Below are 23,504 nucleotides of genomic sequence, written 5' to 3'. Positions count from 1 at the left end.
TCCTTTATGCCGACGCAGCGGCTTTTTTCTTCAATTTTTCTTTCTCAAATTCCTCAATAAACCAGGATACGGCATCATTGGCCGAACAATTGTTGTTGCCGCGGCATTGAATAATTTTATCCTCTCTGATTTCCATGGTATAAAATGGCTTATCTGGATTGGAAGCCTTGCGAACAACAAAGATACCAGCTTGGCCATTGGCGTATCTTGCGCCGTAAGTGCCCACGCAATGGTGCAAGGCTGCGCCTTCGGCGATTAATTCCTTTGTGCTGGCGGCTGGTCGTAGGAAAAGGCCGGCAAATTCAAAGCTGTACCTGGCTGCCAGGCCGGGAACTCGCTTGGCAATTTTTTTGTCCAGCAGTAAGTCTCCCTGTATTTTGACCTGGGCCAGGGTGTTTTGATGGGCCTGATATAAGCTGCCGGGGAATAGTACCTGCTCGCAGGTCAAATCCATTTCCAAGCGCCGACAATCGGCTATATAATCGCGCCAAGTGAGTATTATGCTTTGCTCCTGATACCAATGTTTGCGGCCGTTGGCATCGGCGTTTTTCCGACTAAATTGCTTGACAATATAGGCATCGGCTTTCTTTAAGCTGGTGTATTTAAGAATTTTAATCAGGTCATGGAAATAACAGGTATATTTTTTCGCAAACTCAACAATTTCCGCCAAAGTAAGTTTGGAGCGATCCTTATTGGCAATTTGGATTAATCGTAAAATAATCGGCGAAAGTTCAATGTTTTCTTTGCGAATTTCCTTTAGGTCTTTTTTGGTAAGCCGCAAAACCTTAAAGATGGATTTTTCTCGCCAGTTAATTGCGCCAAAAGTGTTATAGCCTTCGAGCTTGGCAATTACCAAATCTTCAAAGCCCAGCTTGGTCAAATACTCAATGCAGGGGTATTTGGCATACAGGCTGAAAAACTTGACCATATCGTCCGCCTCGCACTCATACGATTCCCATGTGCTGTACCGGAAAGATGTTCCCTGTACGGCCTTGGCAATACTGTCACGGCAGTGGCCGATAAATGCGTCCCGATGGTTAGCCGAATACTGAATTCCTAATGAAAACACCGATTTTCTCCGCTCAATTGCGCATTGATACATATTTTTTGCCTGACTGTAAAATCCGTACTGGTGCAACATGACGCTGCGACCCGGCTCAAAAACATACCAGGCACGGATCATATATTGGGTTTCAACAGTACGGTAATCGCCTGAATAATCCCGGACGGCATAAATGCCGCGGGCCACTACAACATCGGGATTAAGCCGGGATTTTTCATAGTAGACAAAGTACGCTTCATCAATAAGCCTTTTTCTCCCGATGCCGCTTGCCTTGACAAAGCATTGCGATTGGCATTTAGGGCATATTGCACTGCCATTGTGCCGCAGGCCGGTTGTCGGGAATTCCTGGCGGCAATGGGTGCAGTAACCGAACTGCTGCCGGCCCCGCCGGCGGGTAAAGATGTACCGGCTTAATCGAAAGGCCGTATCAATGGCATATTGCTTAATTTCCGTACTCAATTCTGAAGAAAAATGCTGCAGTTCGGGATAATCGTTTTGCTGCACAGCAATCGCCTCCTATAGAAAATCTTCCAGGCTGACATTAAAGGCGGTATCAGGCCGTGCGGCCGGCACCGCTTTGGAAGCAGCAGTCGGTCGCGCTATTGGAGTTACTACAGCTGGCGTTTTTATATCAAAATATTTTAAAACGACGGCAAAGCCTTCCTGATCGGTCAGTACCGCGCAGTTGCCCACTTTCTTTTTTGAGGCTTCTTTTTGCATAGCGTCTAAGCTTTTGGCTATTGTTTTACCGTCGACGTTGATTTTTCTGGCATCATTAGGATGCAGTTCCAGGTGCTGCAGCAAGAATTGTCCAACTACCTGGATATAGGCATTGTTAGGGTTTTTGTCTATTTCAGCCTGAATTTTTTTCACTGCGGTTTGCATGTTTCGAACCTCCCCTTAAGCAGAATTAACATTACGTCTTGTCTTTATATGGAAATAACGGTATCCCTAACCGTTCATCAGATCTTTTCTTTGTCGGCCTTTTTTTGCAATAGTGTTTTTCGTGTATCTGCCCCCCCCCTATTGCTCAGAAACTCTTTATCGCAATACTCACATTTGTATACGGGCTTGTTAATTATTTTCATAACTTTACCCCTTCCTAAGTGGTATGTGTTTGATTTCGCACTGCTTGATTACCCAGCGCAAGCTATACCCGCGCCGAATGGCAATTTGTTCTAATTCTTGTACGGTTCGCGCCCGGCCAATTTCCTGGCGTTTGGCTTTCCGTTCCACGTCTTCAATTTTAAGGAGCTTCCCCGCCTCTTCTTTCGGCATATCGTCCCGGGCTGCAGTCGGATAAACATAACCACAAACCGTACACTGCCGCGCTGCATAATGAGCGGAAAAGCATTTCGGGCATGTCTTCACGGTCAAAATCCGGTCTTGTTTAGGTTTTTTCTTTTTGGGTTCCAAGGTCCATTCCCGATCTTCATCAGGCATTCCATGACGAAATACATTGCCCACATGATCGATAATGACGGCTACCTTGCCAGGATTGTTTTTATCTGGCCGCATGGGCCGCATGGCTTGCTGGATGTATAAAGTCAGCGATTGCGTCGGCCGAGCTAAAATGACCGCTTCCATGGCCGGTACGTCAAAGCCCTCGGATATGAGATCCACGTTGCAAAGAATTTTGATTTTGTTGTCGCGAAAGTCTTGAATGGCCTGCTCCCGGATGATATCCGGCGTATCGCCATCAATGTGCATAGCCGGAATACCGACAGCGCAAAAACTTTCAGCAATATGTTTGCTGTGCGCCAGGCTTACACAGTAACAAACAGCGCGCATTCCTCTGGCCAGCTTACAATAGTTGTCGATAATATCGCCAATGACCGAATTTTGATCCATCTGTATTTCCATGTCCGATTTGACGTATTCGCCAAATTTCACGCGGATTTCATCGGCGTTGAATTTAGCCGGTGGTGCGTAATAGCGATACGGTGCCAAATTTCCCAATGTAATGAGTTCTCTGGCCGTAGGCCCAATAACCAGGGATTGAAATACGTCTCCCAAACCATGGCCGCCCAACCGTTCAGGCGTTGCTGTTACACCTAAAACTTTTGCCTGTGGGAAATAGGCTATGATTTTCCCCCAGGTGCTGGCCGTGGCATGATGACATTCGTCGATAACAATGAAATCAGGCGGTGAGATCTCGGCTAATCTTCTGGCTACCGTCTGTACGCTACCGATTTGGACAAGCTGTTCGTAATCTTTAGGGTACTTGGTGGAGATAACCCCGTGGCGAATATTCATGTCGGTAAAGGTTTCCGTCGACTGCTTAATTAATTCCTGACGATGCACTAAAAATAAGGTTCGCCGATTTTTTAGTGCCGTAGCAGCTGACATCCAACTGACGATAATGGTTTTACCGGCACCACAGGGGGCAACTGCACACACTAGATTTTTTGCAGAAAATTCGTAAGCAACGTCATCAATAATTTGTTGTTGATAATTCCGTAGTGTTATCATGTTTCACCGTAAATTTTAAGGGAGAGATCATTCTCTCCCCATATTAGCCCCAGGGTGACTGTCCGTAATTTTGGGACGGCTGCTGTCCGTAATTCTGCTGCTGGTTTTGCTGTGGCGGCTGCTGTCCATAGTTTTGCTGCGGTTGATTTTGAGGTTGTCCGCCCCACTGCTGCGGTGGCTGATTGCCAGGCTGCGCAAATCCATTTTGCTGCGGTGACTGTCCATATCCCTGCTGTTGAGGCGGCTGGCCGTAGTTTTGCTGTGGCTGTTGTCCATATCCCTGCTGCTGGTTTTGCTCTTTATATTCAACAAAATCAAAACTGCTTAACACGGCATTTAAACTGGCCTGCGCTTGCCCGGAGTTTTGTTGTATCCAGGCGCTGACTTCAATATTGTTTAACTCGGCAACGATTCGATGGCCTTTTTTAAAGGACTGGGAAATGGTTTCCCCCTGTTTATTGAAGGCCCGAACATTAACAAATGTCGCTTTATCGGAGCCATCCTGATTCTTACCGGTGTTTACGGCGATACTAAAAGACGTATACGGGTTCCCTCCGCTTTTTGGCTGGTTGACTTGCGGATCGGCGGTTAACCGTCCCATTACAAACATTTTTATCATGGCGTATCCTCCTAAAATGGAATAGTTTCGAATTGCATTCCTATTTGTTGCAAATAGCTGGTTAGTTCTTTAAGTAATGCGGCATAGGTGGTATCATTCATTTCCGGAATTTGGTTGCGAGCTGCCCAGTTCTGTATATATCCCGGCAAATCCTGACTGTTCCAATTGGCAAATTGCCACAAACGTTCAATTTCTGCTTTGGGGCTGTTTTTAGTGTCAAAGACAAACATATTGCTATTACTTGGACTGCACCAGTTTGGATCGGTATTTTTCCCTGGTTGCGGCTGAGCGGCCGGCACTGCTTTTCCCTGGGTGACATCCAAAATATCGGCTTCGACAATTTCAAACGCTGTCATATATAGATATCTACGCTGATACGTTTCCACGGCACCCAGGTTTTGAATTTCATGGGCAGCTTTTAAATTGGCACTAGCCATAGGCGAAGTAAATACTATTTGAGACTCCGGCTTTTCAATGTCAATCAGTGTCAATGCCGCCTGTTCTTTGGTAAACGTAATGGTCGACGTCATTTTGTTGGTTGCCATCAGTTGCATAATTTCCGGAAGAAAATCGGCAAGTTCGTAATAGTTATAATTGGAATAGGTGTTTTTGCCGCTTTTTTTCAGGCTTTTCTCCAGCAGAGCGACACGCACGGTTTGTAGTTTTTCATAAATGTTCATATGTTGCTCTACATCCCCTCAATCAGCCCAGCGGCTAAGTCTGCCATATGTAGCACCGTAATAAGCGGATATTTTCTCATAGCCAAACTTAATGCTTGTCCACCACCGTATTGCCGTGCGGCATCGTCAAAGCCTGCCATATGCCATCGGATAGACATAATTTCTTCTATGGATAATGGAATAAATCGCTGCAGGATAATCACTGATTTTTCACCATGCCCTAACGGCAGCTGGTCATCAATGGTAATATAAGGAACTTGTTCCCATATACCCGTTTGTGTATTTTTCACATTTCGCGTGGCTGTTTTATAAAAATTCATTTTGCAGACATCGTGCAGCAAGGAAACTATGCATAATGTGCTTTCGTCCCATTCATCAAAGTATAGCGGCACTAACTTTTGAAGGTGATCATAGACTGCTAGGCTGTGTTCCAGTAAGCCGGCCTCGTTCGCTCCGTGATAATTGGTGCTGGCCGGCGCTGTATAAAAATCAGTTTCATTTTGCAAGTAATCCAGCAGCGCGTCTATTCCTGGTCTTTGCGTATCAACCAGTAATTGATTAAATTTGTTATTCATAAATACTCCTTTCCCTATCTGATCCTGAGAGATTTGCCCCGCATTATCCGAACTCCCGGAACTTCCATTCCGGCTTTCAGTGCTGCCTTGATTTTTTCTTTGTTCGGCTCAAAGTGTTCGGGAATCACGATGGTAAATTCGGCTGGAATTAATTTTTCATTATCTATTACCAGTGAACCGGGATTGTTTTGCAATGCCATGGTGCCGATCGGCGTCTGAACTTTATCTTTTTTCATGATTTCCATGGTCTGCTTGTACAAATTTTTAATCCAGTCAATCCGGTTTTTAGTGGTCTTTTTCTTTTGGGACAAACGCTTTTCTTCAACCTCAATAGCATCATGGTAAGCTTCCAGGGAACGAATGAGGCCAATGCCGTTTTTTACTTTAACCTCCAGGTCACCCTCAATGCATTGCAGGGTTTCTTCTAAAACTTCCAGGTCGGAATCTTCATCCAGCAGTAAGTCAAATACTTGTTGATGAGCTGTACTTAATTCATATAGTTTCATCTTGATTTACCTCCATGTATAATATTGCGGGTATATGCATACCCTATAATAGGGAAGTTTATGGTATTGACAGGGTTTAAAAAACAATTCTGTTTCGGCGCAATTCAATCGAAACTCTGCCGGCGAACAATGCCAGTTGACTTCATTCTGTATGAACCTCCCCATTGTTATTTGATTTTCTGTGTGCTAAAATATTCGTAACTACTTTTCATAGGCCACTTTAATGTGGTCTTTTTTTTATTTTTGTGAAAGACGCTCGTGGTTAACTTGGCAAAAGCTTGGGCATAAAGTTGCAATTGTGTCTGGATCACCACAATCATCGTTCCATACACAAGAGGAGCATTTTAATGGCATTCCAACGATTTTTGTTTTTGGCATAGTTTCATCTCATTTCATTTTAATTTGGTCCTTTTTAATCACCTGTTTGGCGATACTGAGAGTCATAACGATTTCGCCGACAGTAAGTCCTTTGTCCAGCAGATCACCAACAACAGCTTTTGCTGCCTGAGCTACGGGTTGCAGTTTTTTCATGATCAGTCTTCCTTCCAGTAATTTATTTGCAGGCGGTCACCGGCATAAATCGCACCGTGTGGATACCTGCCATTAAAAACACGATCCCAATTGAGCTCAATGATGCCTTCACGAAATTCGCGAATGTCGCGACATACTGATGATTTTACGATGTAACGGTATGCAATTTTATCCAGTGTGTCGCCACTGATTACGGTATACGTTTCGCTGACCAGGTGACCCTTAGGTGGCTCTGTGTTCCCGCAGCTCGCTACAGCCAAGGCAATTACTCCGACAACTATGAGATGTTTAAGGTGATTCACGTTTTCTGCCTTCCTTCTTAGCGATTTTGCATTCAATTATTTTTTGGGTGACCGGGTCTTTCTCGTCTTTCAGTTTCTCCCGCAAAATATCAACCATCTTACGATCTACTTGACTTGTCAGCATTATCGCTATCCCCTCCAATCCAATACTCAATTTGCTCGTTAGCATGCTGAATCCGGGCCACTGCGTAACCTGCCAGCAACGCGACGATTAGCCACCACCATTCAATCAATCTCTCACCCCCTCGCCGCATATCGGGCGGCGTTTTTAATTACCTTCGGCATATGCTTGCTCTTAAGGTTTGCTACGATTTTTGTATAGCACGTAAACTGGTCACTGCACACCGGCTGATCTTGCATATCCTCGGTAATGAGTTGCTGGCAATGGTCTTCATCAATCTCCCGGCCGCAGTTTGCGCATTGCATTTGGATCACCTCCTTACAGGAAATTTATGGATTTTGTCGAATGTTCACCGTGAAGGGAGGTGACGTTATGGTTGATACTCAAAAATTACGCCATTTAATAAAGAACTTTGAGTTTTATAGCAGCCCAACTTCTGCGAATAGTAGCGCACCGGCTACTGTCGAAGATATTAACAAACTGATTAAGAACACTGCCGCTGTCCTTTATTCATTTGTCAATGAGCTGGAAAAAGAAGACTGATTAGCAGGGCCGTCAGTTGCCGCTGGCGGCTTTACTGTCACAACTCCAAGGCTTATCAAGCGGTTGTAACATTGATATATTTTTTCTTGAGCTGCATAAAGTTCTTGGATAATTTGTTCTACCTCTCCGTCTTCAACTTCAATACGAATAAAATGCTCTCTCATTCTTTCACCTCGCTTTCCGGACATGGATGGAAAAAAGCCTGTCCCTCCTTTCTGCAGCCGGATTAACCGGTTTAATAAATTCGCCTTATTTTTGATGCGATACTACTTTTACGACATTGTTTGGGCAATACAACCTCCATCGATCTAACCGGAGGCTTTTCATTGACAACTTTTTTATGTTCTTTTAGCCAAGCTTCAAAATCAGATTGATCAATATATATGCGCCGACCAATTTGTATAACCGGCAATCCGTGGCGGTATATCCAGGAATCTAGTATTGGCACCGATATGTCTTCTTTTGCGGCGAAGGCTGTTTTGGTTAGACGTGGCATAAAATCACCCCGAGATTCCGTTTGTTGGAATAGTACTTTGGTCAGTTAAAACAATAATTACTGACTCATTCCATTGAATCTGATAGCCAGAATGACCATTGCGTTCATAGGGCTTTTCTTCCGCATATTGCTTGCCATCATCGGTCAGCCGCCACTCGCCTGCAATCTTTGCTTGCAAGCCTTTTTGCATTAGCAATTGATTTACAGTTTGTGCTTTCAGGCCGCCAAATCGCTGCCCAATTTGCGTTGGATTCATAAACCCGGTTTCATGAACAGCTGCCGGAAGTAGCTTTTTCACCGGCGACATGTCGATCTGGTAAGTTTCTTCAACCATATTTACCGCCGCTGCATATGCAATACCATCTTTTACCGCAAATAGCTTCATAAGTTGTTTTGCAGTAGCGTCCACGTCTTTTACAGCAGTGCTAATCATTCTAGCTCGGTAACGAGGTTGCGGGGTTAGTTTTGTGGTGAATGATTCGGCAACTTGTTTGTACCGCTTTTCCACTTCAATGAAATAGTTTCGGGCCTGTTCGCCACGTTCGGACTTGGACACCATGCAGAGTTTCTTAGCGAAATCGATTGTCAAATAATAATTAGTTGAGGCTTGTCCACCGCATTCAACATTCATGTTGAATGGGAAATAATCAGTTCCCTCAATAGCAAATTGGTTTTCAACAATATTCGTTTTGCACCACCTGGCGTATACTGCAGAATTTAAACCCAAAAAATCATACAACTCTTTGGCTGTCGTTTTGCCAGAATTATCAATTTTGATCAATTGATTCACGTATTCAGACTCCTTTACTTGCAAATTTAATTTCAAGTCTAAGCACCTCACATGCTTTTTGTATGGAATCCTCATTCCAGCGTTTGTTCCCTTTGCGGTTAATCAAGTTATATGTATATTGAAGCGAAAAACCAAGTTTCCCCGCAAAGTCTTGGATGCTTATACCTTGCAGTTTAAGCTCTTTTTTTACTATTTCAGAAAAGTCATGCATATACCCACCCCCTTCCAAGTATAATAGCCTATTTGGTTATTGTTTATGTTTAAAGTGTATTCTATTTGGTTACACTATTCAACCATGATAAATAGCAAAAAAACGAAATTACGTAACGCAATCTCGTTTTTTCTCCAAATAGCTTACAATATGCTAGTATTTTAACCTATATGGTTATTGATTGTATTAATCTATTAGGTTACAATATAAGAAATAATAGGAGTGAGGTAGAGTATAATGAAAATGCCTAATAATTTAAGGAAAATACGTGAATCACAAACAGACAAGAATCTTCGTTCCGGTAATAAAATTGCCGAATTGCTTGGCATATCTCCTCAGTACTATTACAGTTTAGAAACAGGACGTGAAGGCAAAAGGCTTAACAGTGAGCATCTTAACAAACTTATTAAAATATTCAACGTTTCTGCAGATGAGATTTTAGGTGGAGCTGAAATAGATAATGGCTCGTCTAAACAACCACAAGCCCTTCAGAATAGCCAACTTGCAATGGTTTTCCGCGCAGCTGAAGAACTTACAGAGGAAGAATTGAAAGAAGTCGAAAAATATATGAAGTTTACTATTTCTCAGCGTCCTAAAAAATAAACTTTATGAAGGAAGGATGAATTATTGAGATGTGCAGATCACAATCGTGCTCGCCTTGAAGCACAATGCTTAATATCATTTATTGACATGAATACACTTCCAATTGATCCGTTTTTCATCATTGGGCAGTTAGATTTTATTATAGAGCCCTACTCAAAACATGAAAAAGATTTTCCGTACGCAATTGCTATCTTGCGTAAAAAAAAATGCGAAGCTATTACTACACAAAATCCGGAAACCGGTACTTTCCATATACGATATGATGACGGTCCACATATCCCCAAAGACCGTATGCGATTTACTATCGCCCATGAAATTGGACATGCTTGTTTAGATCATCCAAAAGAATTCGGGATGGATTGTGCTCGTAGAGGTGGGATAGTAAACAAAAACCACCCAGCAGAAAAAGAAGCCGATACCTTTGCGGGAGAACTTCTTCGCCCGCCTATTTTATTAGCATTAACAGGAGTTAGTAGCTATTACGATATTCAACAAATATGCGATGTATCTTTTCAGGCAGCGAATGTTGGTGAACGACAAGTAAAAACTGTGCAAAAATTTATGTATAAGACATGTAAAGAAGAAATTGAATTTTATCAAAATCAATTTTATGATTTTATACACCAAAAATATTGTCCTGAATGTAATAATTATTTTATATTTGAACATGCAAAATTTTGTTCGATATGTGGCAACCAAAATATATTATGGGGAAATATTAAAAGTCCAGTTTACGACTTTGTAAAGGATGTGGAGTTTATGATTTACGATAATGCTCGAATTTTAAAATGCCCTATCTGTGAAAATGAAGAATTTAATCCCGGTGAACCATTTTGCAAAATCTGTGGTTCTTTTTTAATAAATTCTTGTGGCGGACGTTTTGAGGTTGATCCTTTTGGAAATAGGAACTATACCACAGCCCCATGTAATATTCAGCTACCAGCAAATGCGCGATTTTGCCCTAAATGTGGTGCTCCATCAATGTATAATAACTGGAATTTATTTGAAGATTGGAACTTAGAACGAGAAAGAAAACAAAACCAAGATTCTTTCCCTGCGGAAAAAATCCCCTTTTAATACAAAACTAGCTTCATAGAGGTGAAATCAAATGCCAAGCAAAATAAAAAAGCGCGGCGAAAACTCCTATTTGTTTACAGTTAGTGATGGGTATAATGCGGATGGCTCGCAACGAGTTTATACAAAAACTGTTCAATGTGATACTATAGCTGAAGTGGAAAACGAATACACGCTGTTTGCCGCCGATTGTCTACAGGGTAAAGTGATTGCAGCCGGTAAGAAGAAGATGACACTCTCAGAGTTTTACGATTACTGGAAACACCATCATGCCGAACAAAATCACGAAGCAACCACGCTCGAATATAACGAAAACTTATTTATTCGTATTAAGCAAGGCTTGGGACATCTAAAAATTGATAAAATTACCGTACGTCAGATCATGGAGTTTATAGACCAATTAAAAGCACCAGATGCAGGACATGGAAATAAACCCTTGTCAAATAGCACCATAGCTAAACACATAACTCTGCTAAAAACCTTGTTTAATTATGCTGTTCGATGGGACTTTGTAATCAGAAACCCCATGACCAAAATACAACCACCAAAACAAGAAAAGCACCAGAAGAAAATTCTAGATGAAGATGAAATGGCTCAATTCTTATCCGTATTATCAAATGACAAAAAACTCAATCATAGGCTATGGGTAATGCTAGCCTTTTCACTCGGTCTACGCCGCGAAGAAATATTCGGTTTACAATGGAAAGATATTAATTTTGATAAATCAATCATTACGATAGCCCGCGCTGTTGTTTATGTTGCTGGCAGCGGTATTATTGAAAAAGATACTAAAAGTACTAATTCACACAGAACATTATCAATACCACCAGATATTTGCACCATGCTTCAGCAATGGAAAAACGAAGTTGTTGCTGGCACTAAGCGCAGGAATAAACGCCGTAAGGTAGTAGAATTTATTGACCCAACAGCTCCCGACAAATGGGTATTTGCTCAGCCTGACGGATCTGTAAGGCATCCCCATAGTTTTAATACGTTTATCCGGCGTTTCTGCGAGAATAATGGATTAAAGGACGCAAGCCCTCACTTACTCCGGCATATGATGGGTTCTTATCTTTTAAAATCAGGTCAAATTGATCTTGCGGCAATATCTCAAAAACTAGGACATTCTAGTAAATCATTTACGGCAAACACTTATATACATGCTTTAGAATCTACTGAAAAGCAATCTGCTAACGTCATGCAGGGAATACTAGACAATCTTAAAAATGTAAAAAAAGAAGGACAAGCCAAATGACGGCCTGTCCTTCTCATATATACAGTATTCTATTTTTGTCCACGAAAAAGCGTTGTAAGGGACGGTATAAGGGACAACTTTACATAAATAAAAATAATCCGAAGCCGCAAAGCCGCGAGTTATCTATGTTTTACTGGTGGGGCATACTGGTTTCGAACCAGTGACCTCTTGAATGTGAATCAAGCGCTCTCCCGCTGAGCTAATGCCCCAAATAAAATATGCAATTCTTCTCCACTGCAACGTTTGAGGAAATATCCAAACGCTCACACAAATTATTATATACCTCTGATTTTTTTATTGCAAGCCTATGCATGCCCCCATGTCATTCTTTTACAAATAAAGTCAGCCGGGCTTATTCAAAAACTTATTCCCTTTATTGTCTTTAAGGCAGTTTAAACTTCACATAGAAAGTTGTTCCCGACGAACCTGTTACGACTTCCAGCTTAGCGTTATGCCGTGCGACAATCCGGTAGCACACCGGCAACCCAAGGCCGGTCCCTTTTTCCTTAGTTGTTAAAAAGGGAATCCCTAACTTGTCCAAGACGTCTTTCGGAATTCCACAGCCTGTGTCTTGTACAAATAAAACAACGTTCCCATCCTGACACTCTGTTTTAATGACTACTTTTCCCCCTGGCGGAGTTGCCTCCAGGGCGTTTCGTACTAAGTTTAACAGCAGTTGACGGATTTCCTTTTTGTCTAATTTGATTGCAGGGATTTCCCCCATTTCTGTCTGCAGCTCATGGCCGGTATGTAAAGCATCGGCCTGTAGTAAAGGCAAAAGCGCTTGGATGATTTCGTTCAGGCTGCCACTTTCGAACGCCACCGTCTTATTTTTTGCAAGCGATAAAAATTCGGTTATGATGGCATTTGTCCGATCAAGTTCTTCGATCATGATTTGGAACTGATTAACATGTTCGGCATACATTTGCTTACGCTGGAATAATTGCAAATAGCCCCGTACTGTTGTAAGCGGGTTGCGGATTTCATGTCCGATACTGGCGGCCATCTCACCGACCAGGTTTAACCTGTCCAACCGGCTTAATGCATTATCCATATTTTGCTTTTCAATTTGAATTAAGTACTCTTTAGATTTCTGTTGCTCTTTTTTATAATAATTCATAAATAAGCCAAAACAAAAAGAATTGGCAATGAGAATTAGTATTAAATTACTGATGATATCGCTTTTTCTGGTAAAATCATCACTATAGCCAATCGTTAAAAAAGGATACATTGCATCTATTTCCGCCATAAATAAAATTACCAGCAGTAAACTTCCTATTGCCGCAACTCTCTTAAGACCGGTCAGTAAAATGGCAATTATCGAAGAGAAAAATATAAAATCAAATGTACCCCCGCCCAGCAAACCCCCATTATAAATCCATATTGCAGGAGTAAAAATAAAAATACACATAAATATCGCCGGGTAAATTACAGTCCAATACTTTCTTTTTACAATAGAGACATAATAAAGGCAAAGCAAAGTTACATCAACGAAAATACAAAACCTGAATATTTCAGTCTGTAAATCGATTATATAATTAAACACCGTACTAAAAACGGACAAAAGAAGCCCGAGAATAAGCAAAATGTTCAGTACTCGATGCTCCAGGGAAAATTGCTCATCTCCAATGATTTTAGCTAAGATATCCTCACTAAAGAAATAGCTCCATAACATGGCACCCACTCCTCAGCTCCTATTCCTCTTTATCCCTTTTCTGTAAATTTATTGATATTCCTGCTTGTAACTAACTTAAAAAAACAAAATCGCAAGCATACGTTTGTATACCTGCGATTTTGTCTTTTAACGCCTATTCGTTATTTTTTTTCTTCCCCATTGGTGATGATGGTAACCACCGAGTCCGGCTTGACCTGCAATATTCCTCCCTGAATATCGATTTGCCGCTCCCCTTCTTCGGTCAAAAGTCTTACCGGCCAGGGATCAAGCAAGGCAAACATCGGGGCATGCCCGGGCAGAACACCCAGTTCACCGGTTGTTGCCCGGGCAATGATCATTCGCACATCACCTTCATAGATTTTCCGCTGTGGATTGACGATCTTTACATGCAGCGTCTTATTCATTGCTCTTCCCCCTCGTGGCGCCCGCTTTCTCTGCAACCTCGTCAATGGTGCCGACCATGTAAAATGCGTTTTCCGGCAAATCGTCGTACTTGCCGCTTAAGATTTCTTTAAAGCCCCGGATAGTTTCCTTGAGGGGTACGTATTTACCGGCTGTGCCGGTAAAGGCTTCAGCTACGAAGAACGGCTGACTTAAGAAGCGCTGAACCTTTCTGGCCCTAGCCACCACAACCTTATCCTCTTCGGACAACTCTTCCATCCCCAGAATAGCGATAATATCCTGAAGTTCTTTATAGCGCTGCAAAATTTCCTGAACAGAGCGGGCAACCTGGTAATGCTCGTCGCCAATAATGAACGGATCAAGAATCCGGGAGGTAGAGTCGAGTGGGTCAACTGCCGGGTAAATCCCCAGTTCGGCAATCTGCCGGGACAAGACTGTGGTTGCATCAAGATGGGCAAAGGTAGCCGCCGGTGCCGGGTCTGTCAGATCATCGGCAGGCACATAGACCGCCTGCACGGAGGTAACCGAGCCTTTTTTCGTGGAAGTAATGCGCTCCTGCAGTGTTCCCACATCGGTGCCAAGAGTAGGCTGATACCCCACCGCCGACGGCATGCGCCCCAGTAGGGCGGAAACTTCGGAGCCGGCCTGGATAAAACGGAATATATTATCAATGAATAAAAGCACATCCTGTCCGGCCACATCGCGAAAATATTCAGCCATGGTCAAACCGGTCAGACCCACCCGCATCCTGGCACCCGGCGGCTCATTCATCTGCCCGTACACCAGTGCCGTTTTACTGATAACCCCGGACTCCATCATTTCCCGCCACAGTTCATTGCCTTCACGGGTACGCTCGCCTACGCCGGCAAAAACGGAGAAACCACCATGCTCTGTTGCGATATTGCGGATTAACTCCATAATGAGAACAGTCTTGCCGACCCCGGCCCCGCCAAACAGGCCGATTTTTCCCCCACGAGCATAAGGTGCAATCAGATCAACAACTTTTATCCCGGTTTCCAGAATCTCAGTTGCCGTTTCCTGCTCGACAAACGGGGGTGCCGGCCGGTGAATGGGCCAGTACTCACTGGCAACAACCGGCGCCGTATTATTGTCTACTGTCTCTCCCAATACATTGAATATCCTGCCAAGAGTTCCCTCGCCAACCGGCACGGTAATCGGCGTGCCCGTATCGGTAGCCGTCATACCGCGTACCAGCCCGTCGGTAGATGACATTGCCACACAGCGAACAACATTGTCCCCCAGATGCTGCATGACTTCTACCGTCAGATTGATGTCATAGCCGGCAGCCTTGCCGGTAATTTTCACCGCATTATTGACAGCCGGCAGCTGTTCCTGCGGAAACTCAATGTCAACAACAGGTCCGATTACTTGTTTTACTTGCCCACTAGCCATTTTTTTCCTCCTCTCACCGCAGTGCTTCCGCCCCACCGACAATTTCAGTTATTTCCCGGGTGATATTGGCCTGACGCACCTTGTTATAGGCAAGCACCAGTTGACTGATCAGGTCCTGAGCGTTATCGGTCGCCAGGCTCATGGCGTGCAGCCTGGCGGCCACTTCACTCGCCGCTGCGTGAATTAAGGCCCTATAGACCATGGCCTCCAGCCATTTAGCAACTACCTCCCCGCTAATGCGCTCAAACGACGGATCATAGATCTGCTCTATGACCGGCCGGTCTGAATCTGCTTCAACCGCTATCGGCAGAATAGGCTCGATCGCTACCTGCTGGACGGCAGGCGAACAAAACCGGGTATAAACCAGGTACAACCTGTCATATTTTCCCTGTGTAAACAACTCGGTGACTGCAGTGCTAATATCCCTGGCATACCGGTAGTGCGGTTTTTCCGAAATTCCGAGATAAGCTTTGTCGACGGCTACTTTCCGGCGCTCAAAGTAGTCTCTTACTTTCCGCCCCACAACCACTAAACCGACATGCTTGTTCCCACCGATATGATATTGTACCGCTTTGCCAAGATTGCTGCCATACGAACCGGCCAGCCCTTTATCGGCCCCGATTACCAAATAACCTGTCCGGAATACCTCCCGCTTACTAAACAACTGGTTACGAATATCCTCACCACGGTTTAGCACACTTACGATGGCGGTCTCCAATCCCTGACAGTAGGGGTGGTTATCTTTCACCCGTTCCTGGGCTTTGCGCAGGCGTACGGCAGCGACCATCTTCATGGCCTGGGTGATCTTTTGGATATTTTTAATGCCTTTAATCCGGCGGCGTAAATCCAAAGCATTAGCCATAACCGTCACCTCGCAAAAGAATCTTTAAACTGCTTGATGGCCCTTTTCAATCGTTCTTCCACCGCAGGCTCAATCTGTTTTTTCTCGCGGATGCTGTTCGTAATATCCGGGTAGGCGCGGATATAGGGAAGAAATTCCTGTTCAAACTTGCCGATACTTAGAACCGGTACATCATCAAGATGCCCATTGACGCCAAGATAGACGGCAATCACCTGCTCTTCAACCGCAACCGGCTTATATTGCGGCTGCTTTAAGAGTTCTGTCATTCTTTTGCCACGCTCAAGCAAATCCTTCGTACCTTTATCCAGATCGGAGCCAAACTGGGCAAATGCCGCTAATTCTCGGTACTGCGCCAGGTCCAGGCGCAGCCGTCCGGCTACTTGTTTAATCGCCTTTACCTGTGCTGAGCCCCCTACCCGCGATACCGACAGCCCCACATTAATTGCCGGCCGTGTGCCGGCATAGAAAAGTTCGCTTTCCAGGATAATCTGCCCATCAGTAATGGAGATGACATTGGTCGGAATATAAGCCGCCACATCGCCTGCCAGCGTTTCAATAACCGGCAATGCCGTAAGCGAACCGCCGCCCAGTTCCGGCGATAATTTGGCCGCCCGCTCCAATAGGCGGGAATGGAGATAAAACACATCACCGGGATAAGCTTCCCGCCCCGGCGGACGCCTGAGCAGCAGCGACATGGCCCGGTAGGCGGCCGCATGCTTGGATAGATCGTCATAGATGCACAGTACATGCCGGCCCCGGTACATAAAATATTCACCCATTGCCACACCGGTATAAGGCGCCAGATACTGCAGCGGCGCACTGTCGGAGGCCGTGGCCACCACAACAATCGTATGCTCCATGGCGCCATGGTCTGCCAGCGTCTTGACAACCCGGGCTACCGTCGAGGATTTTTGCCCAACCGCCACATAGATGCAGATTACGTCTCCGCCTTTTTGATTAAGGATTGTGTCAATGGCAATCGCTGTTTTGCCTGTTCCCCGGTCACCGATAATGAGTTCCCGCTGCCCGCGGCCAATCGGGACCATACAGTCAATCGCCTTAATTCCTGTCTGCAATGGTTCTTTTACCGGCTGCCGGTCAGCAATACCGGGTGCCCGCCATTCAACAGGTCTGGTGTCTGTGGTATTTACCGGCCCCCGCCCGTCGAGCGGGCGGCCGAGAGCATCCACTACCCTGCCGATTAACGCCTCACCGACAGGCACCTCCATAATTCTGTCTGTCCGCCGCACTGTGCAGCCTTCCTGAACGCTAACCTCATCACCCAGCAGCACGGCCCCTACATTGTCTTCCTCCAGATTTAATGCCATGCCATAAACGCCGTTGCCAAACTCCAGGAGTTCCCCCGCCATAGCCTTGTCCAAGCCATGCAAGCGGGCGATACCGTCACCGACCTCGATGACACTGCCGATTTCGTCCACATTACTCTGAACCTGATATTGTTGTATCTGCTCCTGAATAATGGCGGATATTTCTTCAGGCCGTATTTTCACAGTGAGTCGTCACCTCACTTTCCTTACATAGATTTACTTAACATATATGTTTTTAGCATTGCTAATTTGGTGGTCACACTATTGTCAATAAGCTTATCGCCGATTTGAATTATGAGTCCGCCCAGTGTTCGCTGATCTACCTGCGCGTACAGTTCAATCGTTTTGCCGGTTATTTCGGCAAGTTTGCCGACCAGTTGCCGCTTGTCTTCCTCATTCAGCGGGGCGGCTGTTACAACCCTGACTTCCAGAATATTATTTTCGCGCTTGACTAACTCCCGATAGGCCTTGATCACTTCCGGCAACAGGCCAAGCCGCCGCTTATCTGCCATAAAGCACAGGAAATTTTGGACGAGACTGGAAACATTTCCGAACAAGCGCAGGATTGTCGCCTTTTTCGCAGTCGCCGCCACAGTGGGATTATCAAAGAAAGCCCTCACCTCTTCCTCTGCGAAAACCTGCTCGACCACAGTCAGTTCTGCTTCCACTTCCCGCAAAACCTGCCACCTGAGCGCAAGGCGAAACAACGCCCGGGCATAGCGTCTGACCAAGCGTATTTTCATGCCAGCTCACCATACTTTTTTTTAGTGAAATCTTTGATAAAGCCTCTTACCAGGCGGGCATTGGTTTCGGGATCCAGATTTTTTTCAATGATCTTCTCCGCCGCAGCCACTGCCAGAATCACTACTTCCGTCTGAAGACTGCTCAGTGCCTGCTGGTAGTTACGTTGAATCTCCGCCTGCGCTTCCTTTGTCAACCGCTCGTTGTCCGCCTCGGCCTTTTGGATAATACTCTCCCTGGACTTTTCCCCCAATGCAATAGCTTCGTCAATAATTGATCTGGCCTGTATGCGGGCCGCAGTAACCTGTTCCTGACTCTCTTTTTTCATGGCCGCCGCCAAGGCCCGTTCTTGTTCGGCCTCCTGCAGGCTTTTCTCAATCCGGGTCCGCCTTTCTTCCAGCGCTTGCAAAATCGGCCTGTAGGCAATTTTCGTTAAGATGGCTACCAGTAAAAGAAAGTTAATAATCTGCGCCACCATGGTAGCATTCATGTCAATCAAGGATATCCTCCCCCTTCCCCTGCGGGAGCAGGCGTCTGATAGCAGCGTCTATCAGGCGCCTCCTGTTGTTTACTTCAAAAAAGGATTGGCAAATACCAGCACAATGGCAATAACAGCCGCAATAATCGGAATGGATTCAATCAGACCTACTGAAATCAGCATGGTTACCATAATAGAGTTTTTCGCCTCCGGCTGACGGGCAATACTTTCAACGGCTCTTGCCGTCACCTGTCCGTCGCCAGTCGCCGCCCCAAAAGCCGCCAAGCCTACAACCAAGGCCGCGGCAACCACCGAAGCCGCAATGATAATTGCCTGTTCCATTGTCACCCCTCCTTTTCTCCGGTATGATGTTCTTGTAAGGAATTACTCAGATAAGACATAGACAGCATGGTAAAAATTAAAGCCTGAATAATGCCGACAAATACGCTGAAAGCCAACCACAACGTAGGCGCAACATAAGGAACCAGTATACCAAGAATCACAATGAGAATCTCCCCGGCCAGAATGTTGCCGAATAGACGGAACGACAGTGTTACCGGCTTTGCCAGCTCTTCAATAATATTGATGGGCAGAAAAAAAAGATTAGGCTCAATAAAGTGCTTAAAATGAGCGAGCAGCCCCTTGGTCTTGATTCCATAGCCATGAACCAGGGCAATAATCATCAACGCCAGACCTAATGTCGTGTTAATATCATTGGTTGGCGAGGTAAATCCGGGGACCAACCCCAGCCAGTTGGCAATCAGCAAAAACAGAAATAATGTAATAAGAAGTGGTGCCACTTTCCGGCCGTTAGGCCCAATTGTTGCATCAATCTGGCCCAGTAGCCCCTCCAGTATAAGTTCCACAAAATTTTGCCAGCCACCCGGAATTAATGACCAGTTCATCCTGATCAGCAGTGAACCAAGCACAAGAATGGCCATCGTCAGCCAAGTCATATACAATGTGTCAAGATTAAAGGTCATCCCGGCCACAGCCAGCAGTTTGTGTCCGCCTATTTCGGCTCCGCCGTGCCCCATTTACTTTGCACCTCCTTAGTTACATTTTTTTGCGTCGGCAATTTGTTTAACCACCAATACCATCCCATTAATAAACAACAGCACCGGCATCACAAAAAAGCCTGCAACAAACAACAGAACATTGACTTTTAATACATGACTAACGATAATCAGCATCAAGACCATGGCCCCCAGCCGGACTATCCACCCCCCCCGAATGTGTTCAACTGCTTGCTTTACTGAAAATACCTGCACATTCTCAACCTGACGATACAGATATAAAAAATAAAACGAGCCTGTTAGCAGTCCAAGCAGCAGTCCGTTTGTCGCCTGCATACCGCTAGCTTTGTAGGCGGCAGCACACAGCACGGTTCCCAGTAGAGCAATCTGTGCCAACATGTTTCTAACCTTAAATTCATAGTTTTTCATACATGTGGCCTTAGCCATCCCACCTTTTCTGTTTTCTCTTGAGGATGATGACCCTTGAACCTAGTACCTTATCAGCCCTAATCCAGTGAATACTGACGGTCTATTTTCCGCAACCCTTCGTTGTCGTCAGTCGGCATACGCCCGGTATGCCTTCCTCCTCCGCCTTGTTTTGCGAAAAATAGCCTCGCCATTATTCTACCGTTTTAGGACTGACAAGGTACTAGCGCCGCTAACGTCCTAATTTATATATATGACAACTTGTCATGTCTATGCCAATTTTTCCTTACTATTTTGTAAATTATATGACCAAATGTCACTATATACAACGCATTAAAGTTTTGCAGGTAGGTGGTGTGTTGGCAAAAGCACAAGTCAAGCGCCAGCGGTGGAGCGCTCTTCATGCACCACCTACCTGAGTCTACAATTCTTTACTGCGGAATATATAGATTAATTGTAAATATTATGTAATAATGTTATAGGGTACCACTTTAGAGAACGGAGGAAATCCTGATGAACTTCGGCGATAAGGTACGCTATGTCCGCAAAAAATTATCCCTATCCACAGAGCAACTAGCCAAGCTGTTAGATGTGACCCAATCCTATATATCACACATTGAAAATAATCGCCGGCTATTGGGCCGCGACAAAGTCCTGCTGTTAGCCGATCAATTACATGTTCCTGTGGAGTTTTTTCTGCGGGACGATGTTAAAACACTGGAAGAGCTGGAACTTACTGCTCAACTGCAAACCAAGCTGAAAGACAAAGGCTATCTCAATTATTTTGTTGCCGTAGACAAGGCGGTCGAAGCGAGCATCAGCCCGGCAGAACTGGAAGAAGCCATCGAATTTATTAAGAGATATAAAAGAACACAGGGTCAATAACCCCTGTGTTCTTTTACAAATTCCCCTTCATATTGCGGATCAACCAGGTAATGCCCGTAAAGATAACACCATTTCAACTTACCCAGCCATTCGTATAAGATGTACTCCTTATCATGGCTTGCCTGTGTCTCCGATTTTCCGCCTGTCCTGCTGCATCTGTTTTTCGCTTCCATACAGACACCTCCGTACCCAGAGATCATGCATTTTGTGGATTCTGAGGGTACTTCCAGCAAACGGCTCTCAGTCATTTATATTCCGGCAAATGATTTATATGCACAGCAACGCCTACTTTAACTGTGCGGCAATATCATGCCTGCCGATCTCCTGTAGCTTCTTTTTGGCGTCTTCCAGCGTTTTTCCCAGCAATATCTTTTTCATATCGCCGGTTGTTATCAGCACATATTCCCCATTGAAGTCAGCGATTTGTTCACTCATATCCCCATTAACCCAAATTGTCGGCGCCCCAGCCATAGCATTACCCTCCTCTTACTATTTTTACCAATACACTTCGACACAAGTTAACTTCTCCCTGCTGCTTTTCTTACTTAATCATACGTATTTGTAAAGTTTCGTAAAAAGGTTATTGACATTTATCCGTCAGCTGTCTATAATCAGGATAACACAATAATTTTATCGGTGATGACGGAAAAAAGTAATTCAGTACTTTTCAGGCAGAGAGCTAGTGGTGGGTGTGAACTAGTTGAAAATACCGGATGAAGTTCCTTCCTGAACTGCAGGCTGAACCAATAGTAGGCCATGTCGCGTTGTCTGCGTTACAGACTTAGAGTAGATCTTAGGATTAAAACAGGGTGGTACCGCGGCTTTTTCGCCCCTTAGGTACTCCCTTTTTTTATTTGTCTAAGATCCAATTGGGTGGTACCACGGTAACTATCGTCCCTCATTGGAGGGGCGATTTTTTTCTTCTATAGCCGGCATAGGAGAAAAAATCTAAAAATGCTCATACTGCAGGAGGTTATTATGCATATTCCATTTATAATTGTGTGTCTGTATATTGGGTTACTGTTTCTAATCAGTTATTACGCGAAACGGCGTTCTGCCGGCAATGCCACCAACTATGTGCTTGCAGGCAGGCAGCTTACTACTCCGCTCATTACCGTATCGATTGTGGGCCTGGCTGTCGGCGGTGCCTCTACCATTGGCGTAGCCGAACAAGCCTATAAAGTCGGCCTTTCCGCCGGCTGGTACACAACCGCCTGGGGTCTGGGCGCCATTGCCATGGGCCTGTTGGTTGCCAAAAAATATCGTGAACTCAACATTACCACAATTCCCGAATTGCTTGGCCGCTACTACGACAAGAAGGGAATGATCGCCGGCATTACCTGCCAAATCATTATCCAACTGGTCATCATGTCCCTCCAGTATATCGCCGGCGGCAGTATTCTTTGTGCCCTCATGCCGGAAGTATTTACCTTAACAACAGGCATGCTGACCAGTGCTGTCGTATTTATCGGCATCACGTCTATCGGCGGCATGTGGTCAGCCAGCCTGTCCAACCTGTTAAATGTCAGTCTAAAGTATATCGGCATTATTCTGGCCACGATTGTCGGCGTAACCCATGCCGGCGGCCTGGCCAGCATCAAGGCTCAGCTTCCGGCCAACATCCCGTACATGGACTTTTTTGACGGTGTCGGCATCGTGGGTATTATCAGCTGGATTGTCGTTTTAGTCACCGTCAATCTGTCGCTGCAAAGCATTATTCAGATATCGCTGGGTGCCAAAGACGTGCGCACCGCACAGCGTGGCTTTATCATCGGCGGCCTGATGATGCTGCCAATCGGCTTTGTCAGTGCTTTAATGGGTGTTATGGCCAAATCCATGTTTCCCGATGTCAGCCCGGCACTTGCCCTGCCGATGACCATCATGTCGCTTGACCCGGTTCTTGCCGGTATTACGCTGGCCGCACTCTGGGCCGCCGATGTATCCACTGCCTGCAATTTACTGTTAAGTTCAGCAACCTTATTTTCCCAGGATATTTATAAAAAGTTTATCAACCCCACTGTGAGCGAGAAAAACTTTCTTATCGTCACGAAAGGCGCCGTCATTCTGCTCGGCATACTTACCCTGACACTGGCCATGACCATCAGCGGCATTATCAACACGCTGATGATTGGCCTCAGCCTAACCGCCGCTTTCAGCGTAATTGTATTGTTTACTCTCTTCGCACCGGGCTTCTGCCGCAGAAATTCCGCCTTCTATACCATTTTGACCGGGGTGATTGTTCTGATCTTATGGCAAACCACTCCCGCCGTCCGCGTCGTTCCGCATGTTATCTATCTGGAATGGCTGGCCTGTCTTGGCACCTTTTTATTAACCTATCTGCTTGACCGGGAACCAATAGCCAGCGGTGAATGCGCTTAATTCATAGGTTAGCTCGCCGGAAAAAAAACTCGTGGCAATGTAGTCACGAGTTTTTTTG

Annotated in this window: 35 protein-coding genes, 1 tRNA gene and 1 other annotated feature; of the genes, 7 read left to right on the top strand and 29 right to left on the bottom strand. The window is 45.1% G+C overall.

Annotation, left to right across the window (positions count from 1 at the left end; all coding sequences use genetic code 11):
• Positions 1–4: 4 nt before the first annotated feature.
• The 12 genes from BLR65_RS05845 to BLR65_RS05805 all read right to left on the bottom strand — a co-directional run bounded on the left by BLR65_RS05845 (position 5) and on the right by BLR65_RS05805 (position 7,174).
• Complete coding sequence (locus tag BLR65_RS05845) at positions 5–1,567, bottom strand: PcfJ domain-containing protein (protein WP_093793256.1); 1,563 nt, start codon at positions 1,565–1,567, stop codon at positions 5–7.
• A gap of 12 nt (positions 1,568–1,579) precedes the next feature.
• Positions 1,580–1,948: a hypothetical protein gene (locus tag BLR65_RS05840; protein ID WP_093793255.1), complete on the bottom strand. Its 369-nt coding sequence runs from the start codon at positions 1,946–1,948 to the stop codon at positions 1,580–1,582.
• Positions 1,949–2,155: 207 nt separating this feature from the next.
• Positions 2,156–3,535 carry a DEAD/DEAH box helicase gene (locus tag BLR65_RS05835; protein ID WP_093793254.1) on the bottom strand — a complete coding sequence of 460 codons (1,380 nt, stop codon included), beginning with the start codon at positions 3,533–3,535 and terminating at the stop codon, positions 2,156–2,158.
• 43 nt (positions 3,536–3,578) lie between these two features.
• Entirely contained in the window at positions 3,579–4,154 is a 576-nt protein-coding gene (locus BLR65_RS05830) for a single-stranded DNA-binding protein (RefSeq protein ID WP_093793253.1), read from the bottom strand.
• Between the two features lie 11 nt (positions 4,155–4,165).
• Positions 4,166–4,834 carry an ERF family protein gene (locus tag BLR65_RS05825; protein ID WP_093793252.1) on the bottom strand — a complete coding sequence of 223 codons (669 nt, stop codon included), beginning with the start codon at positions 4,832–4,834 and terminating at the stop codon, positions 4,166–4,168.
• Between the two features lie 8 nt (positions 4,835–4,842).
• Positions 4,843–5,409: a hydrolase gene (locus BLR65_RS05820; protein ID WP_093793251.1), complete on the bottom strand. Its 567-nt coding sequence runs from the start codon at positions 5,407–5,409 to the stop codon at positions 4,843–4,845.
• 14 nt (positions 5,410–5,423) lie between these two features.
• Positions 5,424–5,915 (bottom strand): siphovirus Gp157 family protein, encoded by a 492-nt coding sequence (locus BLR65_RS05815; protein ID WP_245692492.1) that lies wholly within the window; start codon positions 5,913–5,915, stop codon positions 5,424–5,426.
• A 387-nt stretch (positions 5,916–6,302) separates the two neighbouring features.
• Positions 6,303–6,446: a hypothetical protein gene (locus BLR65_RS29525; protein WP_169716990.1), complete on the bottom strand. Its 144-nt coding sequence runs from the start codon at positions 6,444–6,446 to the stop codon at positions 6,303–6,305.
• Positions 6,447–6,448: 2 nt separating this feature from the next.
• A complete protein-coding gene (locus tag BLR65_RS29520; protein ID WP_169716991.1) occupies positions 6,449–6,748 on the bottom strand; it encodes a LysM peptidoglycan-binding domain-containing protein in 300 nt (99 codons plus the stop codon).
• On the bottom strand, positions 6,735–6,872 hold the full coding sequence (locus BLR65_RS29515) for a hypothetical protein (protein WP_169716992.1): 138 nt from the start codon (positions 6,870–6,872) through the stop codon (positions 6,735–6,737). The genes BLR65_RS29520 and BLR65_RS29515 overlap by 14 nt, the downstream gene beginning before the upstream one ends.
• Complete coding sequence (locus tag BLR65_RS31330) at positions 6,847–6,981, bottom strand: hypothetical protein (protein ID WP_281241492.1); 135 nt, start codon at positions 6,979–6,981, stop codon at positions 6,847–6,849. The genes BLR65_RS29515 and BLR65_RS31330 overlap by 26 nt, the downstream gene beginning before the upstream one ends.
• Before the next feature lie 4 nt (positions 6,982–6,985).
• A complete protein-coding gene (locus tag BLR65_RS05805) occupies positions 6,986–7,174 on the bottom strand; it encodes a hypothetical protein (protein WP_093793248.1) in 189 nt (62 codons plus the stop codon).
• A 67-nt stretch (positions 7,175–7,241) separates the two neighbouring features.
• Here BLR65_RS05805 and BLR65_RS29510 point away from each other — a divergent pair, with 67 nt between their 5' ends.
• Entirely contained in the window at positions 7,242–7,412 is a 171-nt protein-coding gene (locus BLR65_RS29510; protein ID WP_169716993.1) for a hypothetical protein, read from the top strand.
• Here BLR65_RS29510 and BLR65_RS05800 read toward each other — a convergent pair.
• The 4 genes from BLR65_RS05800 to BLR65_RS28950 all read right to left on the bottom strand — a co-directional run bounded on the left by BLR65_RS05800 (position 7,376) and on the right by BLR65_RS28950 (position 8,909).
• Positions 7,376–7,576 carry a hypothetical protein gene (locus BLR65_RS05800; protein ID WP_143122511.1) on the bottom strand — a complete coding sequence of 67 codons (201 nt, stop codon included), beginning with the start codon at positions 7,574–7,576 and terminating at the stop codon, positions 7,376–7,378. The genes BLR65_RS29510 and BLR65_RS05800 overlap by 37 nt on opposite strands.
• Positions 7,577–7,647: 71 nt before the next feature.
• Positions 7,648–7,908, bottom strand: coding sequence for a helix-turn-helix domain-containing protein (locus BLR65_RS31705; RefSeq protein WP_093793246.1), 261 nt, complete (start codon positions 7,906–7,908; stop codon positions 7,648–7,650).
• Between the two features lie 4 nt (positions 7,909–7,912).
• Positions 7,913–8,698, bottom strand: a complete 786-nt coding sequence (locus BLR65_RS05790; protein WP_211285228.1) for an antA/AntB antirepressor family protein — start codon at positions 8,696–8,698, stop codon at positions 7,913–7,915.
• 4 nt (positions 8,699–8,702) lie between these two features.
• Positions 8,703–8,909: a helix-turn-helix domain-containing protein gene (locus tag BLR65_RS28950; protein ID WP_143122510.1), complete on the bottom strand. Its 207-nt coding sequence runs from the start codon at positions 8,907–8,909 to the stop codon at positions 8,703–8,705.
• Between the two features lie 237 nt (positions 8,910–9,146).
• Here BLR65_RS28950 and BLR65_RS05785 point away from each other — a divergent pair, with 237 nt between their 5' ends.
• From BLR65_RS05785 to BLR65_RS05775, 3 genes are read left to right on the top strand one after another with little or no spacing between them, the layout of a single operon-like run.
• A complete protein-coding gene (locus BLR65_RS05785) occupies positions 9,147–9,512 on the top strand; it encodes a helix-turn-helix domain-containing protein (protein ID WP_093793244.1) in 366 nt (121 codons plus the stop codon).
• Positions 9,513–9,536: 24 nt separating this feature from the next.
• Positions 9,537–10,589, top strand: a complete 1,053-nt coding sequence (locus tag BLR65_RS05780) for an ImmA/IrrE family metallo-endopeptidase (RefSeq protein WP_093793243.1) — start codon at positions 9,537–9,539, stop codon at positions 10,587–10,589.
• A gap of 31 nt (positions 10,590–10,620) precedes the next feature.
• Positions 10,621–11,841, top strand: a complete 1,221-nt coding sequence (locus tag BLR65_RS05775) for a tyrosine-type recombinase/integrase (RefSeq protein ID WP_093793242.1) — start codon at positions 10,621–10,623, stop codon at positions 11,839–11,841.
• Positions 11,842–11,975: 134 nt separating this feature from the next.
• On the opposite strand, the gene BLR65_RS05770 is transcribed toward BLR65_RS05775, so the two are convergent.
• The 11 genes from BLR65_RS05770 to BLR65_RS05720 form a co-directional block, all read right to left on the bottom strand.
• Positions 11,976–12,050 (bottom strand) — tRNA-Val (locus BLR65_RS05770).
• 173 nt (positions 12,051–12,223) lie between these two features.
• Positions 12,224–13,090, bottom strand: a complete 867-nt coding sequence (locus tag BLR65_RS05765) for an ATP-binding protein (RefSeq protein WP_176772698.1) — start codon at positions 13,088–13,090, stop codon at positions 12,224–12,226.
• A 566-nt stretch (positions 13,091–13,656) separates the two neighbouring features.
• On the bottom strand, positions 13,657–13,920 hold the full coding sequence (gene atpC, locus BLR65_RS05760; protein WP_093793240.1) for an ATP synthase F1 subunit epsilon: 264 nt from the start codon (positions 13,918–13,920) through the stop codon (positions 13,657–13,659).
• On the bottom strand, positions 13,913–15,331 hold the full coding sequence (gene atpD, locus BLR65_RS05755; protein WP_093793239.1) for a F0F1 ATP synthase subunit beta: 1,419 nt from the start codon (positions 15,329–15,331) through the stop codon (positions 13,913–13,915). The genes atpC and atpD overlap by 8 nt, the downstream gene beginning before the upstream one ends.
• A 13-nt stretch (positions 15,332–15,344) precedes the next feature.
• Positions 15,345–16,193 (bottom strand): ATP synthase F1 subunit gamma, encoded by an 849-nt coding sequence (atpG, locus tag BLR65_RS05750; protein WP_093793238.1) that lies wholly within the window; start codon positions 16,191–16,193, stop codon positions 15,345–15,347.
• A 5-nt stretch (positions 16,194–16,198) separates the two neighbouring features.
• On the bottom strand, positions 16,199–17,704 hold the full coding sequence (gene atpA, locus BLR65_RS05745; RefSeq protein ID WP_093793237.1) for a F0F1 ATP synthase subunit alpha: 1,506 nt from the start codon (positions 17,702–17,704) through the stop codon (positions 16,199–16,201).
• Positions 17,705–17,727: 23 nt separating this feature from the next.
• Positions 17,728–18,264 carry an ATP synthase F1 subunit delta gene (gene atpH / locus BLR65_RS05740; protein WP_093793236.1) on the bottom strand — a complete coding sequence of 179 codons (537 nt, stop codon included), beginning with the start codon at positions 18,262–18,264 and terminating at the stop codon, positions 17,728–17,730.
• The gene (atpF, locus tag BLR65_RS05735; protein WP_245692498.1) at positions 18,261–18,752 is read right to left on the bottom strand and encodes a F0F1 ATP synthase subunit B; all 492 of its coding nucleotides are present in this window, start codon (positions 18,750–18,752) and stop codon (positions 18,261–18,263) included. The genes atpH and atpF overlap by 4 nt, the downstream gene beginning before the upstream one ends.
• A gap of 78 nt (positions 18,753–18,830) precedes the next feature.
• A complete protein-coding gene (atpE, locus tag BLR65_RS05730; protein ID WP_093793234.1) occupies positions 18,831–19,082 on the bottom strand; it encodes a F0F1 ATP synthase subunit C in 252 nt (83 codons plus the stop codon).
• A 2-nt stretch (positions 19,083–19,084) separates the two neighbouring features.
• Positions 19,085–19,777 carry a F0F1 ATP synthase subunit A gene (gene atpB / locus BLR65_RS05725; protein WP_093793233.1) on the bottom strand — a complete coding sequence of 231 codons (693 nt, stop codon included), beginning with the start codon at positions 19,775–19,777 and terminating at the stop codon, positions 19,085–19,087.
• Between the two features lie 15 nt (positions 19,778–19,792).
• Positions 19,793–20,185 (bottom strand): ATP synthase subunit I, encoded by a 393-nt coding sequence (locus BLR65_RS05720; RefSeq protein WP_143122509.1) that lies wholly within the window; start codon positions 20,183–20,185, stop codon positions 19,793–19,795.
• 263 nt (positions 20,186–20,448) lie between these two features.
• Between BLR65_RS05720 and BLR65_RS29505 the strand changes: the two genes are divergently transcribed.
• The gene (locus BLR65_RS29505) at positions 20,449–20,601 is read left to right on the top strand and encodes a hypothetical protein (RefSeq protein WP_176772697.1); all 153 of its coding nucleotides are present in this window, start codon (positions 20,449–20,451) and stop codon (positions 20,599–20,601) included.
• Between the two features lie 94 nt (positions 20,602–20,695).
• Positions 20,696–21,067 carry a helix-turn-helix domain-containing protein gene (locus BLR65_RS05715; protein ID WP_093793231.1) on the top strand — a complete coding sequence of 124 codons (372 nt, stop codon included), beginning with the start codon at positions 20,696–20,698 and terminating at the stop codon, positions 21,065–21,067.
• On the opposite strand, the gene BLR65_RS05710 is transcribed toward BLR65_RS05715, so the two are convergent.
• Both BLR65_RS05710 and BLR65_RS05705 read right to left on the bottom strand, forming a co-directional pair.
• The gene (locus BLR65_RS05710; protein WP_093793230.1) at positions 21,061–21,240 is read right to left on the bottom strand and encodes a hypothetical protein; all 180 of its coding nucleotides are present in this window, start codon (positions 21,238–21,240) and stop codon (positions 21,061–21,063) included. The two genes, BLR65_RS05715 and BLR65_RS05710, sit on opposite strands and share 7 nt — an antisense overlap.
• A gap of 112 nt (positions 21,241–21,352) precedes the next feature.
• A complete protein-coding gene (locus BLR65_RS05705; RefSeq protein WP_093793229.1) occupies positions 21,353–21,538 on the bottom strand; it encodes a hypothetical protein in 186 nt (61 codons plus the stop codon).
• Between the two features lie 159 nt (positions 21,539–21,697).
• Positions 21,698–21,904, top strand: a binding site (T-box leader).
• Between the two features lie 141 nt (positions 21,905–22,045).
• Here BLR65_RS05705 and BLR65_RS05700 point away from each other — a divergent pair.
• Positions 22,046–23,446: a sodium:solute symporter family protein gene (locus BLR65_RS05700; protein ID WP_093793326.1), complete on the top strand. Its 1,401-nt coding sequence runs from the start codon at positions 22,046–22,048 to the stop codon at positions 23,444–23,446.
• The last annotated feature ends 58 nt before the right edge of the window (positions 23,447–23,504 follow it).

It is taken from the genome of Sporomusa acidovorans, assembly GCF_900101845.1.
GTDB lineage: Bacteria > Bacillota > Negativicutes > Sporomusales > Sporomusaceae > Sporomusa > Sporomusa acidovorans.
The sequence above is the reverse complement of the archived record's forward strand: the minus strand, read 5'-3'. Positions and strand labels throughout refer to the sequence as shown.